Source organism: Actinomycetota bacterium, assembly GCA_018334075.1.
Classification (GTDB): domain Bacteria; phylum Actinomycetota; class Coriobacteriia; order Anaerosomatales; family UBA912; genus JAGXSC01.
Genome location: JAGXSC010000008.1, coordinates 15095 through 32241, shown reverse-complemented (window position 1 = coordinate 32241; position 17147 = coordinate 15095). Strand labels below are relative to the sequence as shown.

The window sequence follows — 17147 nt, the reverse complement described above, 5'->3', positions numbered from 1 at the left end:
TGTCCTCCACATCCCTAATCCACAGCTATCGGAAGGCGTATACGAAAAGTGGTAACCCCTTTGCCGCTGGAAACCTCTATGTGGCCGTTGTGCTGATCTATGATCCTGTGAACAATGGTAAGTCCCAGACCTGTTCCCTCGGGGCGTGTCGAGAAAAACGGATCGAAAACCCGACCCAAATTTGGCTCCTCGATTCCGGGACCGGAATCCGAAATCATGATGTGGACAAACTCTCCGCCCAGCCTGGTCGTAACCGCAATCGTGCCGCCGGTATCCTCCATGGCCTGCACCGAGTTCGTCACCAAGTTCAGGAAGACTTGTTTCAGTTGATCCGAATCGGCCAGAACCGAAGGTAGGTTACCTTCGAACTCTTCGCTGATTGTAACTCCAGACTGCTTGGCAAACCTCGTCGTGAAGAAGAGGACATCGTGCAAGACCTCCTCGATATCGACTTTTGCAAAAGTCGGCCTGTTGGGTCGGCCGAAGTCGAGAAGAGCCTTGATAACTCGGTCCAGTCGATCAATCTCGTGCTTGATGACTCCAGCCACCTGCTCTATGCGATCGCGGTCGCTGACACCGTCCTCTAGTAGTTGAACAGAGGCCCTGATTACCCCTAGCGGATTGCGCACCTCGTGCGCTACGCCTGCGGTCAGCTGACCCATCGCCGCCAGTCTGTCGGCCCTGATTAGTTGTTCGGTCAGTGCGTTGATCTCGGAAACATCCTCCAGCGTTACCACCGCACCCAGGATCCTGCCACCCACAGCGCGCATCCTCGAAGTCATTGCTTGCACGAATATCCGGTTGCCGTCGAGTGCCACCAGCTCCAGCTCGTGGAGTATGAGTGGCAGCCTGCCGGCGAGAACCTTACTTACGTCCTCGGCCAGCCCGCCATCATCGGCGAACACTGCGCCTATCGGTCGTGGCACGACATCATGCTCCGTGACTCCAAGCATGCGCTCCGCGGCGGGATTTATCGTAGTGACAGATCCATCTGGCCCAACAGTAAGCACTCCGGAAGTGATCGAGCGTAAGATGGACTGCGTGTAGTCTTGCACATTAATTAATTGTATCGCCCGTTCTTCCAGCTTCTTGTATGCATCCTCGAGGCGCTCGCTCATACTGCGAAGCTCTCGGGTCTTCCCCTCTTCAGCATCGCGTAGTGCACCAAAAAGTACGCCGACAACAAAGTACATAATGACCTCGAGAGCGTTATCCCACTTGAGGCCCGCATAGTTCAACGGGGAATAGTAGGCAAATACGGTATAAGGCAACGCTGCAGCAAAAGCAGCAGCCACTCCTCCCCTCTTGCCAAAGACAAACGCCCCATAAAGAACCGGCACATAGTACAGGCGCTGAACAAGCAGATGTAACCAGCCGGCCTCTTCCGCTGTGACGGCATATGCATCCAACAAGGCAACAGCAAACAGAAGTCCAAGTATGATGACCACGGCCCGGTTCATCATTCGCCCGGGATCGCCCTTTTCGGCGAAGAACTTCGCGGAGCTACCTTCCTGTGTCATCTGCGTCTCCGAGCCCACGAGGGCTCAATCCCTAGCTCTTCGCGATACTTGGCCACAGTTCTGCGAGCAACGGTGACTCCTTCAAGATTGAGAATCTCAACGAGCTTCTGATCGGAGTGCGGCTTCGTTGGATCTTCCGAGGCTATGATATCCCTGATGCGATGCTTGATGCTGGTAGAGGCCACGTCCATGCCTGTCCGTGTACGATACCCCCCGGAAAAGAAGTGCTTTATCTCGAAAAGCCCATACGGGGTCATCATGTACTTTCCCGTAACGCCGCGGCTGACGGTCGACAGATGTACGCCGAGCTCTACTGCTACATCCTCAAGCCTAAGCGGCCTTAGCGGCCCTGTCCCGTTCTCAAAATAATCTTGTTGCGCCTCAATCACCTTTTCCGCGATGCGGCTGATTGTGTCCTTGCGCCTGTCCACATTACGTATAAAAGCCTCCGCCGACCGTATCTTGTCCTTTAGATAGCGCTTGGTCTCATCATCGACCCGAGACCCGGAGCGAAGCATATTTCTGTACCGGGAAGAGACTCTCAGAGATGGAATGAATTCGCTATTGGGAAAAACCATCCACTCATCATCGAACCGCCTGACGGTAACGTCCGGAACTAGATAACCCGGTGCTGGGCCTGCCGAGAACTCTCCTGCGGGCTTGGGATTCAATTGCCGAAGCACAGACACGGCTTGACGGACCTCCGATTCTTGAACCCCTGCCGAACGCGCGATCCTGGCGAACTGGTTGGATGCGATATCTTGAAGGTGATCACGGATCAGCAGATCGAGCAACGGGTCTTCTATTCCCAGGTAAGCGAGCTGAATACTGAGGGCTTCGGCGAGCGTCCGAGCTCCGACCCCAGGAGGATCCAGGCTCTGAACGGCCGAGATTCCCTCCTCGGCAGTAGGGATATCGACTCCGGCAATCCTTACCACTTCGGCAAGCTCACCCTTGAAGTAGCCGTCGTCATCGAGTAGGCCGATCACTGCCGCTGCCGCACGATAAACATCGCCGCTGACGTCCAAAAGACCGAGCTGCGACATCAAATACTCCGCAAAAGTCTGCGTCACCGGGGAATACTCCCCGACGCTGTCTGCCTCAGTGTCGGAATCGATCGCAGTGGTCGCGTTGAAGGGATGGAGATCCTCGTACATGTCCAGCCACTCCTCCCACGCCCTTTCTTGATCCGTTTGTGCTGATTCTGAAGGTGGAGATTCAGCGTCGTATGGGTCAGCGTCGACCTCATCGGTCTCGAGAACGGGGTTTTCCAGAACCTCAGCCTCGATGAGATTTTGAAGCTCCATAACCGGCATAGCAAGGATGCTCAAGCCCTGGTAGACCTGAGGAGAAAGCGTCATGCGCTGTTTTAATTCAGGCTTCTGTGCTAACTCCATGACCATCACCCTAGGTGGATTCGCCGAGCTCGAAAAAATTGAGCGCTCAGCAAATTATATACCACACTATGTGGAGATTCTGTGGATCAGGAGCCAGGTGGCTGAATTTCCTGAGCGGCTCCAGGACCCGCTTGTAGCTGAATAACCGCTACGGCTGCCAGTACCAGCAGTGCCCCCAGGATCTGCGGACCGGTAAACGACTCGGCAAACAGCCAGATTGCAACGGTGCCCGCTACAACAGGCTCGATAGTTGAAGTAACTATGGTCTTCGTCGCGCCGATGAGCTGAAGGGCCTTCAGAAACGCCGCAAAAGGCAGAATTGTAGCAAACACCACGAGGTACAAAAGCGCGACCGCTCCGAAAGGAGCCAAAATCAGATCGATGACCTTTGATGCTCCGCCGAGGTAAACCAACCAGAATATGGCCGCAAAGCTAAAGCCATACGCAAGAAGCGTCCATGACCCAAAAGACTTGACACCATGCCGTCCAAGCAAAGAATACATAGCAAAAAACACCGCTGATGCCAGCCCCCACATCAAGCCGGCCCTACCAATGGTAACGCCCTCGCCTGCCAGAACTCCAACTACAAGCGCACATCCTAGTAGCGCTAATGCCACCCCTGCCGGAAGCGCCCATGTGAAGCGCTCGCCCAGTAGGGTCACAGAAACTATAAGCACAATTATCGGAGCCAGATATTGCAACAAAATGGCAGTTGCAACATCTGTGTGGTCGATAGTCTGAAAGTATGTAAGGTGAACTGCGGCAAGGCCAAACACGCCAAAAAAGGCCAAGAACCAAAGATCGGCAAATTTAACTCTTAGAGTATAGGGTCGCCGCAACGCAAGGTATGCAACCAGGATCACCGAGGCCCCAATCGCTCTGGCACCCGCAAGAACAACGGGATCAAACTCATACCCTGTTGGAGGCACAAACCAATTGGCAGTCGCGGGGTCCAGCGGAGCTAAAAGCCACTTGGCAACGAGCCCTCCGGTAGCCCAGCAAATCGCGGCGAAAGCTGCAAGTCCATACCCCTCTAAACGCTCCAAGGTCGAGTTAGGAGTCATAGACATCGCTTTCCAGTGCAGATTTTTCGCTCTGATACCTATCCATTGGCTCCAAATGCGAAATAACATCCACAACCTGCGGAAATCGATGACATATTGCCCGCTCGACAGCCTCGGCGATGGCGTGTCCTTCAGCGACTGTCAGGTTCTCGTCAACCTGTACATGAAGATCAACGTAAACTTCCGAGGACAGACCTCTTGTACGAATGTGATGCGTTCCAAGAACGCCTGCAACACTCCTTGCGGCTGCCTGAATCTCCCCGGGGGGTATTCTGGCTGCATCTGAGAGCGTTTCAGCCGCCTGGCCAACGATCGCAAGGGCCGTGCGGGCGATCACCAGGCCAACCAGGATGCCGATCAAGGGGTCAGCCAAAGGAAACCCAAGAGCAGTTGCGATCAGCCCGAAGATAACTCCCACACTGACCATTACGTCACTCGCCGTGTGGCTTGCATCGGCCATTAGTAGGTCACTTTTCAGCTCGCGTCCTACGCGTCGCTCATAGACCGTAACCGCGACGTTAATCGCAAGCGTCACGAACATCACGGCGAACGAGATCGGGCCAACCGTTGCCGGCTCAGCGCCTGTCATGATCTTAGTTATCGCCGAGCTCCATATGTGCCATGCGGCAAGCGCGAGCACCGCGCCAATGACTACGGAGGCGTAGGTCTCGTACTTTCCATGGCCATAAGGGTGATCCCTGTCCGCGGGGCGCGAGGCCAGATAGATGCCGATCAATCCGATCACGTTGGAGGTTCCATCGAAAAGGGAATGAAATCCATCAGCCTGCATGGCGATACTGCCAGAGAGATATCCCCAGATCAATTTGGCCCCTGCAACCATGAGGTTTAGCAGCAATATCACCAGAAGTACACGCCGAATTCGCGGCATGCGCGCCTGGCCGGACAAAGCGCCTATCTCTCGGCGATACCCCATACCTTCCTCTCCGGTTGTCATCTATACCCCAGGGGGGTATTCTTTAGCAAGCAACCCAAAGATAATACCCCTTTGCTAAAGAAGGAGCGAGAGATGTCTGAACATACATCCCAGGTCAGCAACGACTCCCTGGACAAGAAGCGTATTCTCAACAGGCTAAAGCGCCTTGAAGGACAGATCCGGGGCTTGCAGACGATGATAGAGGGCGACAAAGAGTGCGAAGACGTGCTAACGCAGATAATGGCTGTCAAATCCGCACTGAATCAGGTTGGATTACATATCATCGGGCACTCGATGAAGCGCTGTCTAGTGCAAAATGTCGACGAGGACCCTGAAGCAATGATAGATGAGGCGATAGCGCTGTTCATCAGGTATTCCGCCTGCGTCAAGTAGCCTCGCTGCGCGGCAACTCTTCGCAATCTATCGATCCAACCGCCGCATCTACGATCTGGAACAACTGACGCTCTGCCTCGGCTCGCTGGGTAGCCCCGTTTATCATGGCGATCTCATCTGAATAAGCTTCTGGCCGCAGAGCGGCTACCACCACCACATTTTCCTGCGAAACTGCGATACGGCATGGTATAAACGGCGAGATATCGAATGACATCGATCTTGCTGGAACTATCTCCAGAATAACGAGCGAATTGATAACGTAACCCTTTGCGGCAAGCCTAGCGCATATATCATGCAGATTATCCACGGCAAACCCATGGCATTCGACAGCGCTAATGAGGGCTTCAACGGTATCGTAAAATCCTCTTGCACTTTCGCGGCGATGTAAGTAATCCACCAACGAGCCTTTCGCATAAGAAAAGCCAAAAAATATCCATTCACGCACTACATAAGTATAGAGCATTCCCTGTTGAGTATCCGATAGCGCCCAGAAAGCAGGCATAAGTCAAAGACATCTGGCTAGGCCACTAGTATCATCATCGGTGTTGCGAAAGGTGGTGACGCAGGTGACGCTGATCTGTTGGATGGCACTATTTGCCGGAGCCGTTATATCCGGTACGGCATTTGTGGGACTTTTGGTACTAAAACGTCCAGCGGAACCACTAATGGCGCTGCTGTTTCTGACAGGTGCAGTGTCGTGCTCATGGGGAATATTTGAAATTTCCTCCGTAAGCGACAGGGTCGAGGTGCTGGTGCTATCCTCGCTTCTTGCAGTGGCCTCATTCATTGGTGGATACGGTCTTGGCGCCGCCATGCTGCCGTCGCTGAACCGAAAAAAGCAGCCCATTCTAAAAATACCTGCTGCAGCAGAAGGGTCGCGGGGAAAGGTGGCCGTTGTACTCCTCGCAGATGTCGATACTCTGGAGTATGAGCCCGCCTCGGTTGCCGGCGATCAAACGCTGCTAAGCTCAGTGTCTGGTATATGGCTGGGTATCACTCCCTTTTTCTACGCAGCACAAAAAGCCAAATACCGTGCAGCAGGAGGCACCGGCCTGTCGATGCTACAAGCGAAGGATCTGGTTGATCGTGTCGAATCAACCCTTCCGGCTGAGATTGGCATAACGAAGGCGGCGATTACCGCCGGCACAGACGAGCTCTCACTGGATGCGACTGTCGCCAGTCTTGCAAACGAAGGATGCAATCGAATTATCGTTGCGAACGTTTCCATCGGTGAGTCTTATGCAACCGATCGCGCAAAAGTACTGGTAGACCAGTTGCGCCTTCCCTCGCACGGCATTGAAATCGTCTATACGGCTCCGTTTTGGAGCTCTGAGCGGCTCTCCCTTATGATCGCCGACCGGATACGGGTATCAACAGACGACCTGAGCTCCACGGGGGTCGCGCTTGTCATGAATGGCCAGCCGGAACATCACCGTATCACGCATCCAGCATTCGACGTTCAGGAAACCGCCTTTTGCAGCCGAATCAGGTCAAATCTGATCGAGCACGGTGCCAATGAGCAGCTGGTTCGCTCTTGCTCGCTCGAGTGGAGAAATCCGGATCTGACGGAAACGCTACGGCACCTGGTTGCCTTCCAGTGCAAGCAGATACTCGTGGTACCTGCCTGTATGCCCTTCGAAACCCTATCATCTCGTCTCGAAATTTTCGTTGCGATTCGAAGCGCCAGGGTTGATGAGGTCACAGAGATTCGACTACTCGGCAACTGGGGCACAGAGGCGGCGACTCCCTCAATAATAGCGGAAACAATCTCTGAACTTTTGGTGGATGTACAACAGCGAAGACCGGGCTAATCGCCTTAGTCTGCGCCGCATCTCTCCCAGTTCCAGGCCTGTTGGCGCCGAATCTTCCGAATGCTGCGAGCATATTGAAGGGCGACGCCAAGACCGACTCTTCCGGACTCGGCGCGAGTCTCCAGGGCGTCGATGCTGGCTTTAAGCTCCTCGGCAGTAGTGCCGCGGAAAACAGTGTAGCCGGTTCCTATGCCTTGAAGCACGTGCGCGTCAGATCCGCCGGTAGCAGCTATCCCCTGCCCCCCCGTGAAGACTTTGGCCGCAATACGATTCGCCCAGCCAATGTGCGGAATCGAGTTATAGACTTCAAGCGCCTGAAACGCGAACTCGTTCACGGCCTCAGCAAACGTCGTTTTTCCGAGCGGCCCGAATATCCCACGCTGGGAAAAAGGATGCGGAATTATCGCGATGCCGCCTTGATCGTTGATCTGGGCGATCGTCTCAATCACGCTCAATCCGGCAGGGATATGCTCTTGTAAGTACAATCCGATAATATGCCCTGACGCCGAGGATATCTCCTCGCCTACGATTACTTCAAAGTCGTACATCTCTTCGAGAGACTTCGCAAACAGCGCGCCTTCGATGGTGTTGTGGTCGGTGATGGCAATGATATCAAGGTCGGTCTGGTGTTGAACGTACTCCATAATCTCGGGTATCTTAGCCAGCCCGTCACTATGGTTGGAGTGGATATGAAGATCCGCCTTACCCCACTTTTCTGACACGTCATTCCCTTCGATCGGGCACTTGCCAACTCCGATGTGCTCCGGTCAGGTAACTATCGCAAGGCTCATGCCAACAAAGATATTTTACACCGCCGAGGCAACTTCGGCACGAAAAAATATAGTGAGACTTCTTTGGTGTCGGAGGAGGGAGTTGAACCCTCACGTCCTTGCGGACACTAGGCCCTCAACCTAGCGCGTCTGCCGTTCCGCCACTCCGACCAGAGACTTCGATGCCCTTACAGGCACGCAGCGAACGAAAGTATAACCCACTCGAAAACGGCACGCCATAGCAAATATGGGCGAGTGGGGGCACATCACTTCTTTGGGCCGCGTGAGCCATATTTTCCCCACGGTAGTTACCGAGATCATCGCCGTTATGGCCCCAGGGGCCACCTCATGTTCACGCCCACCACATCCCGGTAGCGAAGGCAGCAGCGCTTGCTCTCTCTAGCGGATGCCTGCCATGTTTCCCCGTTCACCACGTCCAGAACTACCGCACCTATGACACTTCCAGCCCCTGACGTGAAGGGCATCCCCGTTTCCGAGGAGCCCCGAGGCAACGGGGACGTTGTGGTAGCCCCTCCGAGGGGGTACAAGAACGTCCCCCGCCGCCTGCAGTAGTCATAACACGCACGACTCAGCTAGCAAGAGCCTTCCAGAGCTTTACAGGAGTGCATCCCATTGCTAACCTGAGCCTGTGTGGGAATATCCAACAATTATTAGGGAGGAACAAATGTTCAAGCGTGCCATCTTTGCGTTGCTCGTCGCTGGCCTGATGCTTGGCACCGTCGGTTGCGAGGCCGAGGTTTCACCAAGCGGCGCAAACGGCATTGACGAGCCCGCCGCCGAGGTCGAGGCCGAGAAGACGGAATTCGCACTTGGCGAGCCAATCAACGTCGACGATGCCGTTATGGCCGTCGTTTCCGGCAAACAGTTCAACCCGACGAACGAGTTCGAGGAGCCGAGCGACGGCAAGGTCTTCTACATCGTCAATATCAAAATTGAAAACGGCGGAACCGTGCCGCTGGACTTCAACGAATTTAACTACAAGATTGAGGATGCCAACGGCGTACAGACGGGCACGGCGTTCGTCACGGACGTACCCAACCCTATGAACAGCGGCTCCCTTGCCCCCGGCGGCAATTTGGATGCTAACCTCGTCTTTGAGGTTCCAAAAGACATGAAGGGCCTGACGCTCATCATGGAGCCCAACTTCTTCTCCACCCAGCAGGTGAGGATAATCCTGTCCGAATAACAGCGAAGGGAGACGCAGTGAAGAAAGCAGGAGGCATCATCGCCATCATCGCCGGGGTATTTGGCGTGCTCGCGGCTGGAGCAACCTTGCTACTAGGCGGACTTGCGTCCGCATTCGAGGCAGAGGGCTCGGGAACTGTTGTTGGGCTTGGCTGGGGCGGCGTAATATTCTCCTTCGCGGTCATCGTCCTGGGAGCAATCGTCCTAGGAGCGAAGGGTCGTGTTCCGGCCGCCCTGCTCATACTATCCTCCATTCTCGGGTCCATCCTCGGGGGAACACTCGTAGCAATCTTCATGATCTTGGCTCTGCTTGGCGGAGTCCTTGCCGTCGTCGGCACCAAGTCAGTGAAGGCCGATATCACAGCACCCGAAATACCGCAGGCTGTTCCCGCTAGTGAAATCCCCCCTACGTCCTAGCTGGAACGTCCAGAACCGCACAAGGGCCCCGACGCCGCCGGGGCCCTTGCCCAATCCCGTGCAGGCGAGATGTGCTCCCTACCGCCGCACTAAGTAACGCGCACTAGGTCCAGCGGGTCCGAGTCCGCCTCATAGTCCCCCCAATGCCACTGCACCACACCTTCGGTATCAACCAAATCGGCGACCTCCAAGCCATCCAACCGGCGGGACGCGAGGAGCTCAACATCAGCATCAAGGATTCAGACGCGAGTTTCTAGGGAAGTTGGCTGCGGGAGCACAACGATAAACTTTTCCCACCGTGATGGTCTAGCGGCGGCGTGTCTCACGCTTGTGGGCACGGATTTCTTCCGCTTCTTTCATGCCTGGAAGGCACCCGCAGTAGTTCTGGCGGTAGATCCCAAGCTCACGTGATCTACTGACTGCATCGGGAAACGACTGCCTGAAATCAGCGTCCAGGTAGACCAGCCCTGATTGCTCGGCTGCCCGTCTACCGGCCAACCGGATCATATCCTGCTGCTGGTACGGACTTACCGTCAGTGTGGATGCAATGCCGTCAAAGCCACAGGATTGAGCGAATCTCGCTGTGGCCATCATCCGCAGCTGATAGCAATCGGCGCATCTGGCTTCGCGGTCGCGAGCGCCCGGAACCACGGAAGCCAGCCACATCTGAGGGTCGTACGCCTCCTTATGCACAATAATATCCCGTGCATTCGCATATTCGAACAGAGCACTCCGCCGCCGATTGTGCTCCTCGGCGGGAGAGATGTTCGGGTTGAAGAAGAACACCTCGACCTCGTGCGCGTTCGAAAAGGCATCATAGGGTACTAACAAGCACGGTGCGCAGCAAGCATGTAGCAGCAGCTTCATTTCCGCCTCACACTACAAGTGTCGTAACTAACACCGCAACCCCAAACCCGATGAACGCCACTCCTGAAACAACGGATATTACTTTCGCAGACAGCCTTTCGCGTAGCAGTGTCCCGGCCAAAAGCGCGAGGCCGTTTACGAGTAGCATTCCCGCTGTTGAGCCAAGCCAGACCGATAGCGTAACGAGTCCGCCGGTTTGAGCTGTCGGAGTAGCTCGCAATCCGAAAGCGGCCATAGCATCAATAGCCGCAGCTGGATTGGCGGCAATCGAGATAGTCATCAGTTGAGTTTTATCGCCAAGCTCGGCCAGAAAAAATATTAGCGCAATTCCAACGACTGGTCCCCACTTTGTCACCTTCGCGAGTTGCTTATCCGCTCCGTGGTCATCATGATTTCCGCTTGCCAGCAAAGTCCATGCGCCGAACCCCAGGAACAGCACGCCTGATATCAGACCGGCAATATTTCCGGGTATTAGAGAGCCGACAGTGGCGCCAAGGGCTACAGCGAGTGTCTGCAAGGCCAGGATGGCGCCGACAACACCAAGGATCACGGATATTCGACTTGCCTTCGCCGCCAGAACCATCGTCAGCAGTTGAGTTTTATCGCCGAGCTCGGCTAACGCCACAAACGCCACTGTCACGAGAAAGACCTCGAACACCTTATGCCCTTACAACCATGAGGTGCTCGCTCAGGTGCTCATCTGGCGCTTGCGTTGTCCGAGAACAGCCAAAACCAGTCCTACGATAGCGATGCCCAGACCCATGAAGATCAGGTACCTTACGGGTGACTGCGCTGCGCCGGCACCCGCGCCAGCGGCCGCGCGATAAGTAACCGCTATCGAAGTTTCCGCGCCTGGCTCCAAACCAAAAGGCCTCAACGAATAGAGGCTCTCACCAGCGGCGTTCATGACAGGAGGCGCAGGAGGATCTGGCTCAACGAGCTCAGTGCCTGGAGGCAGCCTGATTCCAATAGAAATCGCCCCGGTGTCCACGGTCTGGCGCCAGGCCAAGGTCGTTCTCGCCTCGTTTCCAGCGATGCCCACGCTTCCATACATGGCGTCATACTGTACCGTGGTTGTAGTCTCGGCGGTAAACTCCACCGCCTGGCCGCCGACTCCCTCAACAATGGTGAACTCCCTTTGGATGTCCTGCTCCATCGGGCCTCCGGTTATCTCTCCTGCCCAAAACACATTCGCGCCCTCGGGCAAAGGGAGCCGCACTGTGACGGGCAGGGCGGTGCCGGCGGGCAGCCTCACGCCAACGACAAGTCCGTTGGTTCCCGGTTGAACTTCAGGCATCAGCTGGACTTCAAGAGTGAGATCGGCCAGAGAAATAGGCTGCGCTGCCGCTTTATGCGGGAACAAGGCAACCGCCGCGAGCATGATAATGGCGACTGCCAACACAAAAAAACGACTGAACGCACCCGAATGACGCCTGTGACCCTCATATTGACTCGTTAGCATAGTGGCTCTCTCTTCTAATCAAGGACCTGTCGGAGGGATAGTTGCGCTTGCGGCTTCTACGGTATTTACAAGTAACATCGCCCTTGTCATCGGACCGACTCCTCCCGGAACCGGAGTTATGGCCGATGCGATTTGCGCTACCGAATCATAGTCGACATCTCCGACCATCCCTGACTCGACGCGGTTGATACCGACATCTATCACCACCGCACCAGGCTTGACGAACTCGGCGGTAATCATATTGGCACGGCCGACGGCAGCGACGAGGATATCTGCTGACCTGCAAACCGAAGGAAGATCGACTGTGCGCGAATGACACACTGTGACAGTGGAATTTCGCTCCAGTAGCATCATCGCCATTGGTTTGCCAACGATTGTGGAGCGCCCAACGACAACGGCGTGCTTGCCCTCCAGCGCTATGCCGTGGTAATCGAGCATATGCATCACGCCGCTTGGCGTACAAGGGCGATAAGTGCGCCCTCCTCGGAGAAGCTGACCCAGGTTGAATGGATGGAAGCCGTCAACGTCTTTGGCCGGATCGATTCGCGCTATCGCCGCCTCGGAGTCAAGGTGGGGTGGCAAAGGCATCTGCAACAAGATGCCGTGAATATCGGGGTTCTGATTACACTCATCGATAATCGCTTCAAGCTCGTGCTGGGAAATCCCGGCTGGGCGTCGCAGGTCGTAGCTTCTGATGCCTACCTGATCGCAATCCCGCTCCTTCATGGTTACGTACGAGTGCGAAGCCGGATCATCTCCCACCAGAATAACCGCAAGCCCCGGTGTCAAAGATATGGAAGCCAAGGTACTTACATCCGCGGCCACGCGCTCTCGAAGCTCTGCGGCTATTTGATTACCATCGATAACAATCGGCATTCAGTAAGTTCCTCTCTCGAGCGGAAAACGAACAGGCTGCTGGCCCCGTTAACCCTTGATGATGGCGAGTAATGACTTGAATTCGTTGGTGTCGGCCTTGCCGACGGCCTCATAAAGAACGGATTCCGAGTGTGTCACGATTACATTAGTCGCGCGAAGCCGGTCCAGCGCAATCTTGTGCGCCTGGCTGTCTCTTGAAGAACAAGCGTCTGCGACTACCTGAACCTGATAGCCGCGGCCAGCCATCGCGAGCGCGGTTTGCGTGACGCATATGTGGGTCTCGAGACCTGCCATCACCACCTGGCGACGTCCAGTGCTCTCCAGTGCCTCAACGAAAGTCGCCTCCGACATACAGCAAAAGTCTGTCTTGTCGACTCCTGTCACGCGTGCGCCATCATCGGCAAGATCGATCAACAGCTCCTCAAGGCGAGGCTCTGTCGGTCCAAGCCCTCGCGGGTACTGCCTTGTTACCAGCACTGGCGCACCGACCAAAACAGCGCCTCTGAGCAAGCGCGAGGCTGCGTCAAGAGCCGATTCGCTTTCTGGCACAGCGGCGACAAGGCGTTCCTGGAAGTCGATAAGAACCAGCACCATATCCGAGCGATCGATCAGTGTCTCTTGCGGAGCAGACATTTTCATTCCTATCCGATGCGTGATGGTTATGAGATTCTACGATAATCCACGGGTTTGGGTATAACGGATTTGTAGAACGATCATTCAGCCGCACCTCTTGGAGAAAGGAATTACACATGAACGACGCACCTATCCTGTCACCAATGAATCAAATCGCCGACATTGACTCCGCCAGTGACTTTGAAAAGAAGCACACACCATTTGTTTCAGTACAGGCCGAGGGTGATCTGGTAAAGATATCGGTAAGTGTGGGCCACTATGTTCCACACCCAAACCAGCCAGACCACTTCATCCAGTGGATCGAGGTTCAGGCCGACGGCAACACTATAGCCAGGTTCGACCTCTCTCCGGTTGCCACCGAGCCGCAGGTATCTGTTTCCGCGCGACTGAGTGCCGGCACTTCAATTCGCGCAATCGAGTACTGTAATCTCCATGGGCTGTGGGCCGCAGATTTAACCATTTAATATAACCGCCTGTCAGATACCCCTAAAAACCGAATCACCGTTGGGCCGATATCATTGTTGAAGGAGTCCAGAAACGGTGAGCAAAATGCGCTGCGATCTAAAAACGATGATGCGGTCGACGCCCGAGTGCGATCGGGAAAGTTGCGTCTACTGGAATGAAACATATGCCGACCCGGCTTTCCCGCTTTCGAGCTGCACGCTGATCCGATTCGGGCTGATCGGCAAGCACCCCGACAAGCTGGCGCGCTGGCTATATCACTATATGCTCCTGCACACCCGCAACAAGGCGATGGCAATGGTGGCAAAAACCGAAAGCCGTGTGTGACACCGCCTGCCCGGACTAAAACAGCTCGGGCTGTCCGCTCTTCTCGGGCGGGCTAACTCCGAGATGCTCATACGCTCGAGAGGTAGCCTGCCTACCTCTCTGCGTTCGCATGAGAAAGCCGAGCTGAATCAGGAACGGCTCGTAAACATCTTCCACCGTGTCCGCCTCCTCGCCAATGGCAGCAGAAAGCGTATTTAGCCCCACCGGACGGCCGTCAAAACGATGAATCAAGGTCTCAAGGATCGTAACGTCCATGCGATCAAGCCCGAGGTGATCCACCTCAAAAAACGCCAACGCCTCGGCTGCCACGTCCTCATTCGCAACTCCATCACGTCTTACCTGCGCGTAATCCCGAACCCTCTTGAGCAGTCGATTGGCCAGCCGAGGAGTTCCACGCGAACGTCTCGCGATCTCGGCAGTACCTCCGCTATCTATCGAGATGCCGAGTATCTCCGCTGACCGCCGGATTATCGACTCGAGCTCCTCGGCGGAGTAGTAGTTCAGGCGAAACGCCGCGCCAAAACGGTCGCGCAGGGGGGTTGTCAACAGACCAGCGCGGGTTGTCGCGCCAATAAGGGTGAATCGCGGTACGTCGAGCCTCAGACTCCTTGCAGCAGGGCCCTTCCCGATCACGATATCGATCACGAAGTCTTCCATCGCCAGGTAGAGGACCTCTTCGACCGGCCGACTCAGGCGATGTATCTCATCGATGAAGAGAACGTCTCTTTCCTCAAGGTTCGTAAGTATCGCAGCCAGATCGCCTGCCCTCTGGATGGCAGGGCCACTGGTCGCTCGAAGTCTGACGCCAAGCTCATTGGCGATTACCGAGGCAAGCGTAGTCTTCCCGAGTCCCGGAGGTCCAGAGAGCAGAAGGTGATCGAGCGGGTCGTCACGGACCATCGCTGCTTCTATCAACACGCCGAGGTTATCTTTGACCCGAGCTTGACCCATGCACTCCCCGAGGGTTTTAGGTCTCAGGTCGACTTCGGCCTCGACATCATCGCTTGTCAGAACTGCCGAGACCAACCTCTCCGGGTTGTCCGAAGACGGTTGATCCGCATCACTGGCTTCCCAGACGGTGCCCATCTAAACTCCCCCACCCAATCTTCGTAGGGCGTCTTGCACCCAAGCCTTAGAGTCGCCGGTATCCCCCGAAAACGGCCTCATGGCCGCTGTGGACTCGGAGGGCGTAAAGCCCATCGCGCAAAGCGCCTCGCGAACCTCGGCGGCCGCACTGCCCGCGCTTGCCGATAGCGCGGAGGAGGTGGCATGAAAGCCCAGGGCTTCAAGCGAATCCTTCAGGTCGATGATGATTCGCTGAGCGGTCTTCTTGCCGACACCAGGTGTTGTGGCAATAAGCCCTACATCACCGTCCATAATGGCTCCGACCAACATGTCGAAGCTAAACGACGACAGCACCGACAGGGCAACCTTGGGCCCAACGCCACTTACCCCTATGAGCTTCTCAAACAACATCTTTTCCTGAGCGCTAACAAAACCAAAAAGACTGATCTCTTCGGCCCGCAAGTGAAGGTATGTGTGAAGACGCGCCTCGTGGTCGAGCGGCGACATAGCCTCAATAGACGTAGTCGGCATCATCAATCGATACCCGACCCCGCCAACGTCCAACACCACATGCACCGAGGACTTCTCAATAATCCGCCCTACAAGAAAGGCTATCAAATCGCCACCTGCCCATACGCCAGCGACCTGCAGGCACTCGAATGGCAGATTGCAACAGCAAGCGCGTCGGCGGCGTGGTCCGGATGAGGCACGGCGTCAAGCCCCAAAATCTCCTTGACCATATATGCCACCTGGCACTTATCGGCGGCTCCTTCGCCAACTACCGCGTGCTTGATCTGAGCAGGACTGTATTCGCCGAGGAGCCCTCCCGCATTGGCAAGCGCAAGAATCGCAACACCCCTGGCCTGCCCTGTCGCAAACGCTGACTTGGCGTTGGCGCCGAAATACACGTTTTCAACCGCTGCTTCACTCGGAGAGTAACGGCTCACCACGGCTAAAAGCTCCTCATGTATTGCGGTGAGTCGCTCTGCAAGCGGAGTTTGGCTGTCGGTGGTTACGCATCCGTATGCCAGGCAACGTAGCCGAGAACCCCGGACCTCTACTACACCCCAGCCGGTGTTGGCCAATCCAGGATCTATGCCCACGATCACCGATCGCATGTTATGACCCTTCGAAAATCGAACATACGTTCAGGGTATCACTGAAGATCGCCGGGCGCTACCGCCGATTCACTCAAGCGCTGCGGCGATCTCGTCTGTCAGCTCCATGGCATGAAATACGTTTTGTACATCGTCCAGCTCTTCCAAGGCGTCTACCAGTCGCAATACTTTGATTACATCAGCGATATCGAGAGCGACCTCAGTTACCGGCTCCATGACCAGCTCGGCGCCGATAACGGCAACGCCCTGCTCCTCCAGCGACCGCTTAACGGGGGCAAGATCGACAGCCTCGGTCATGACCAGCCACTGATCCTCTCCCGGCATCAAATCTTGTCCACCAGCTTCGGCCACCAGCAAGAGCATGTCGTCCTCGGTAAAACCCGTCTGGTCGACAGCTATTTGACCCTTCCGATCGAACTGAAACGCAACCGACCCGCTCGAGCCAAGGTTTCCCCCGGAGCGCGAAAAGATCCTGCGAATATCTGCGGCCGTGCGATTTCTATTGTCTGTAAGCGCCTCGACGTAGATCGGCACGCCCGCCGGGCCATACCCCTCGTAGATGACCTCCTCGAAGTCAACGCCTTCCGAAGAGCTAAATGCCTTCGCGATGGCGGATTCGATCTTGTCTTTGGGAAGCGAGTAGCTCTTGGCCTTGGCTATTGCGGCAGCAAGAGATGCGTTGTTCTCCGGACTAGGATCACCGCCGCTTTTTGCCGCCACATAAATATTTCGAGCCAGCTTACTAAAGAGCGCGGCTCGTTTTTTGTCCTGGGCGGCCTTCCTGTGCTTGGTAGTCGCCCACTTTGAGTGACCGGCCACTCCCCG

21 protein-coding genes and 1 tRNA gene are annotated in these 17147 nt (G+C 55.6%); 6 read left to right on the top strand and 16 right to left on the bottom strand.

The genetic code is table 11. The features are described 5' to 3' along the window. Positions 1-14 precede the first annotated feature (14 nt). The 4 genes from KGZ89_01275 to KGZ89_01260 all read right to left on the bottom strand — a co-directional run bounded on the left by KGZ89_01275 (position 15) and on the right by KGZ89_01260 (position 4915). Complete coding sequence (locus KGZ89_01275; GenBank protein ID MBS3973488.1) at positions 15-1520, bottom strand: PAS domain S-box protein; 1506 nt, start codon at positions 1518-1520, stop codon at positions 15-17. Continuing rightward, positions 1517-2917, bottom strand: coding sequence for an RNA polymerase factor sigma-54 (rpoN, locus tag KGZ89_01270; protein MBS3973487.1), 1401 nt, complete (start codon positions 2915-2917; stop codon positions 1517-1519). The genes KGZ89_01275 and rpoN overlap by 4 nt, the downstream gene beginning before the upstream one ends. A gap of 86 nt (positions 2918-3003) precedes the next feature. After that, the gene (locus tag KGZ89_01265; protein MBS3973486.1) at positions 3004-3981 is read right to left on the bottom strand and encodes an EamA family transporter; all 978 of its coding nucleotides are present in this window, start codon (positions 3979-3981) and stop codon (positions 3004-3006) included. Then, positions 3971-4915: a cation transporter gene (locus KGZ89_01260; protein MBS3973485.1), complete on the bottom strand. Its 945-nt coding sequence runs from the start codon at positions 4913-4915 to the stop codon at positions 3971-3973. Before KGZ89_01260 ends, KGZ89_01265 begins: the two co-directional genes overlap by 11 nt. A gap of 93 nt (positions 4916-5008) precedes the next feature. Between KGZ89_01260 and KGZ89_01255 the strand changes: the two genes are divergently transcribed. Then, a complete protein-coding gene (locus KGZ89_01255) occupies positions 5009-5308 on the top strand; it encodes a metal-sensitive transcriptional regulator (protein ID MBS3973484.1) in 300 nt (99 codons plus the stop codon). On the opposite strand, the gene KGZ89_01250 is transcribed toward KGZ89_01255, so the two are convergent. Then, positions 5301-5705 carry a hypothetical protein gene (locus KGZ89_01250; GenBank protein ID MBS3973483.1) on the bottom strand — a complete coding sequence of 135 codons (405 nt, stop codon included), beginning with the start codon at positions 5703-5705 and terminating at the stop codon, positions 5301-5303. The genes KGZ89_01255 and KGZ89_01250 overlap by 8 nt on opposite strands. Before the next feature lie 169 nt (positions 5706-5874). On the opposite strand from KGZ89_01250, the gene KGZ89_01245 reads away from it, so the two are divergent. Beyond that, positions 5875-7119 carry a hypothetical protein gene (locus tag KGZ89_01245; GenBank protein MBS3973482.1) on the top strand — a complete coding sequence of 415 codons (1245 nt, stop codon included), beginning with the start codon at positions 5875-5877 and terminating at the stop codon, positions 7117-7119. Between the two features lie 5 nt (positions 7120-7124). Here the strand turns inward: KGZ89_01245 and KGZ89_01240 are convergent, their stop codons facing one another. Both KGZ89_01240 and KGZ89_01235 read right to left on the bottom strand, forming a co-directional pair. After that, entirely contained in the window at positions 7125-7841 is a 717-nt protein-coding gene (locus KGZ89_01240) for a PHP domain-containing protein (protein MBS3973481.1), read from the bottom strand. Between the two features lie 133 nt (positions 7842-7974). Further along, positions 7975-8060: transfer RNA gene (locus KGZ89_01235), tRNA-Leu, on the bottom strand. A 514-nt stretch (positions 8061-8574) separates the two neighbouring features. On the opposite strand from KGZ89_01235, the gene KGZ89_01230 reads away from it, so the two are divergent. Further along, the gene (locus tag KGZ89_01230; protein ID MBS3973480.1) at positions 8575-9096 is read left to right on the top strand and encodes a DUF4352 domain-containing protein; all 522 of its coding nucleotides are present in this window, start codon (positions 8575-8577) and stop codon (positions 9094-9096) included. Positions 9097-9113: 17 nt separating this feature from the next. Then, the gene (locus KGZ89_01225; protein ID MBS3973479.1) at positions 9114-9512 is read left to right on the top strand and encodes a hypothetical protein; all 399 of its coding nucleotides are present in this window, start codon (positions 9114-9116) and stop codon (positions 9510-9512) included. 306 nt (positions 9513-9818) lie between these two features. Here KGZ89_01225 and KGZ89_01220 read toward each other — a convergent pair whose 3' ends face one another. Genes KGZ89_01220 through KGZ89_01200 form a run of 5 tightly spaced genes read right to left on the bottom strand, consistent with a single transcriptional unit; the run spans position 9819 to position 13350 of the window. Beyond that, complete coding sequence (locus KGZ89_01220; GenBank protein MBS3973478.1) at positions 9819-10379, bottom strand: epoxyqueuosine reductase QueH; 561 nt, start codon at positions 10377-10379, stop codon at positions 9819-9821. A 7-nt stretch (positions 10380-10386) separates the two neighbouring features. Next, positions 10387-11037, bottom strand: a complete 651-nt coding sequence (locus tag KGZ89_01215) for a TMEM165/GDT1 family protein (protein ID MBS3973477.1) — start codon at positions 11035-11037, stop codon at positions 10387-10389. A 30-nt stretch (positions 11038-11067) separates the two neighbouring features. After that, positions 11068-11841, bottom strand: coding sequence for a hypothetical protein (locus KGZ89_01210; protein ID MBS3973476.1), 774 nt, complete (start codon positions 11839-11841; stop codon positions 11068-11070). An 18-nt stretch (positions 11842-11859) separates the two neighbouring features. Further along, positions 11860-12717 carry a bifunctional methylenetetrahydrofolate dehydrogenase/methenyltetrahydrofolate cyclohydrolase FolD gene (gene folD / locus KGZ89_01205; GenBank protein ID MBS3973475.1) on the bottom strand — a complete coding sequence of 286 codons (858 nt, stop codon included), beginning with the start codon at positions 12715-12717 and terminating at the stop codon, positions 11860-11862. 48 nt (positions 12718-12765) lie between these two features. Then, complete coding sequence (locus tag KGZ89_01200; protein MBS3973474.1) at positions 12766-13350, bottom strand: isochorismatase family protein; 585 nt, start codon at positions 13348-13350, stop codon at positions 12766-12768. Between the two features lie 116 nt (positions 13351-13466). On the opposite strand from KGZ89_01200, the gene KGZ89_01195 reads away from it, so the two are divergent. Together KGZ89_01195 and KGZ89_01190 are read left to right on the top strand one after the other, a co-directional pair. After that, positions 13467-13814, top strand: a complete 348-nt coding sequence (locus tag KGZ89_01195; protein ID MBS3973473.1) for a class II SORL domain-containing protein — start codon at positions 13467-13469, stop codon at positions 13812-13814. 76 nt (positions 13815-13890) lie between these two features. Next, positions 13891-14139 (top strand): hypothetical protein, encoded by a 249-nt coding sequence (locus KGZ89_01190; GenBank protein ID MBS3973472.1) that lies wholly within the window; start codon positions 13891-13893, stop codon positions 14137-14139. Between the two features lie 15 nt (positions 14140-14154). Here the strand turns inward: KGZ89_01190 and ruvB are convergent, their stop codons facing one another. The 4 genes from ruvB to KGZ89_01170 form a co-directional block, all read right to left on the bottom strand. Continuing rightward, a complete protein-coding gene (gene ruvB / locus KGZ89_01185; GenBank protein ID MBS3973471.1) occupies positions 14155-15225 on the bottom strand; it encodes a Holliday junction branch migration DNA helicase RuvB in 1071 nt (356 codons plus the stop codon). Continuing rightward, positions 15226-15822 carry a Holliday junction branch migration protein RuvA gene (gene ruvA / locus KGZ89_01180; GenBank protein ID MBS3973470.1) on the bottom strand — a complete coding sequence of 199 codons (597 nt, stop codon included), beginning with the start codon at positions 15820-15822 and terminating at the stop codon, positions 15226-15228. Continuing rightward, positions 15819-16322 (bottom strand): crossover junction endodeoxyribonuclease RuvC, encoded by a 504-nt coding sequence (gene ruvC, locus KGZ89_01175; GenBank protein MBS3973469.1) that lies wholly within the window; start codon positions 16320-16322, stop codon positions 15819-15821. The genes ruvA and ruvC overlap by 4 nt, the downstream gene beginning before the upstream one ends. Positions 16323-16391: 69 nt before the next feature. After that, entirely contained in the window at positions 16392-17141 is a 750-nt protein-coding gene (locus tag KGZ89_01170) for a YebC/PmpR family DNA-binding transcriptional regulator (protein ID MBS3973468.1), read from the bottom strand. Positions 17142-17147 lie beyond the last annotated feature (6 nt).

Bases quoted from the DNA above. Each gene is read 5' to 3' on its own strand.
- KGZ89_01200 (MBS3973474.1), bottom strand. From the start codon at position 13,350: ATGTCTGCTCCGCAAGAGACACTGATCGATCGCTCGGATATGGTGCTG.
- ruvC (MBS3973469.1), bottom strand. From the start codon at position 16,322: ATGCGATCGGTGATCGTGGGCATAGATCCTGGATTGGCCAACACCGGC.
- folD (MBS3973475.1), bottom strand. From the start codon at position 12,717: ATGCCGATTGTTATCGATGGTAATCAAATAGCCGCAGAGCTTCGAGAG.
- KGZ89_01195 (MBS3973473.1), top strand. From the start codon at position 13,467: ATGAACGACGCACCTATCCTGTCACCAATGAATCAAATCGCCGACATT.
- KGZ89_01275 (MBS3973488.1), bottom strand. From the start codon at position 1,520: ATGACACAGGAAGGTAGCTCCGCGAAGTTCTTCGCCGAAAAGGGCGAT.
- ruvB (MBS3973471.1), bottom strand. From the start codon at position 15,225: ATGGGCACCGTCTGGGAAGCCAGTGATGCGGATCAACCGTCTTCGGAC.
- KGZ89_01220 (MBS3973478.1), bottom strand. From the start codon at position 10,379: ATGAAGCTGCTGCTACATGCTTGCTGCGCACCGTGCTTGTTAGTACCC.
- rpoN (MBS3973487.1), bottom strand. From the start codon at position 2,917: ATGGAGTTAGCACAGAAGCCTGAATTAAAACAGCGCATGACGCTTTCT.
- KGZ89_01255 (MBS3973484.1), top strand. From the start codon at position 5,009: ATGTCTGAACATACATCCCAGGTCAGCAACGACTCCCTGGACAAGAAG.
- KGZ89_01230 (MBS3973480.1), top strand. From the start codon at position 8,575: ATGTTCAAGCGTGCCATCTTTGCGTTGCTCGTCGCTGGCCTGATGCTT.
- KGZ89_01260 (MBS3973485.1), bottom strand. From the start codon at position 4,915: ATGGGGTATCGCCGAGAGATAGGCGCTTTGTCCGGCCAGGCGCGCATG.
- KGZ89_01210 (MBS3973476.1), bottom strand. From the start codon at position 11,841: ATGCTAACGAGTCAATATGAGGGTCACAGGCGTCATTCGGGTGCGTTC.
- KGZ89_01265 (MBS3973486.1), bottom strand. From the start codon at position 3,981: ATGACTCCTAACTCGACCTTGGAGCGTTTAGAGGGGTATGGACTTGCA.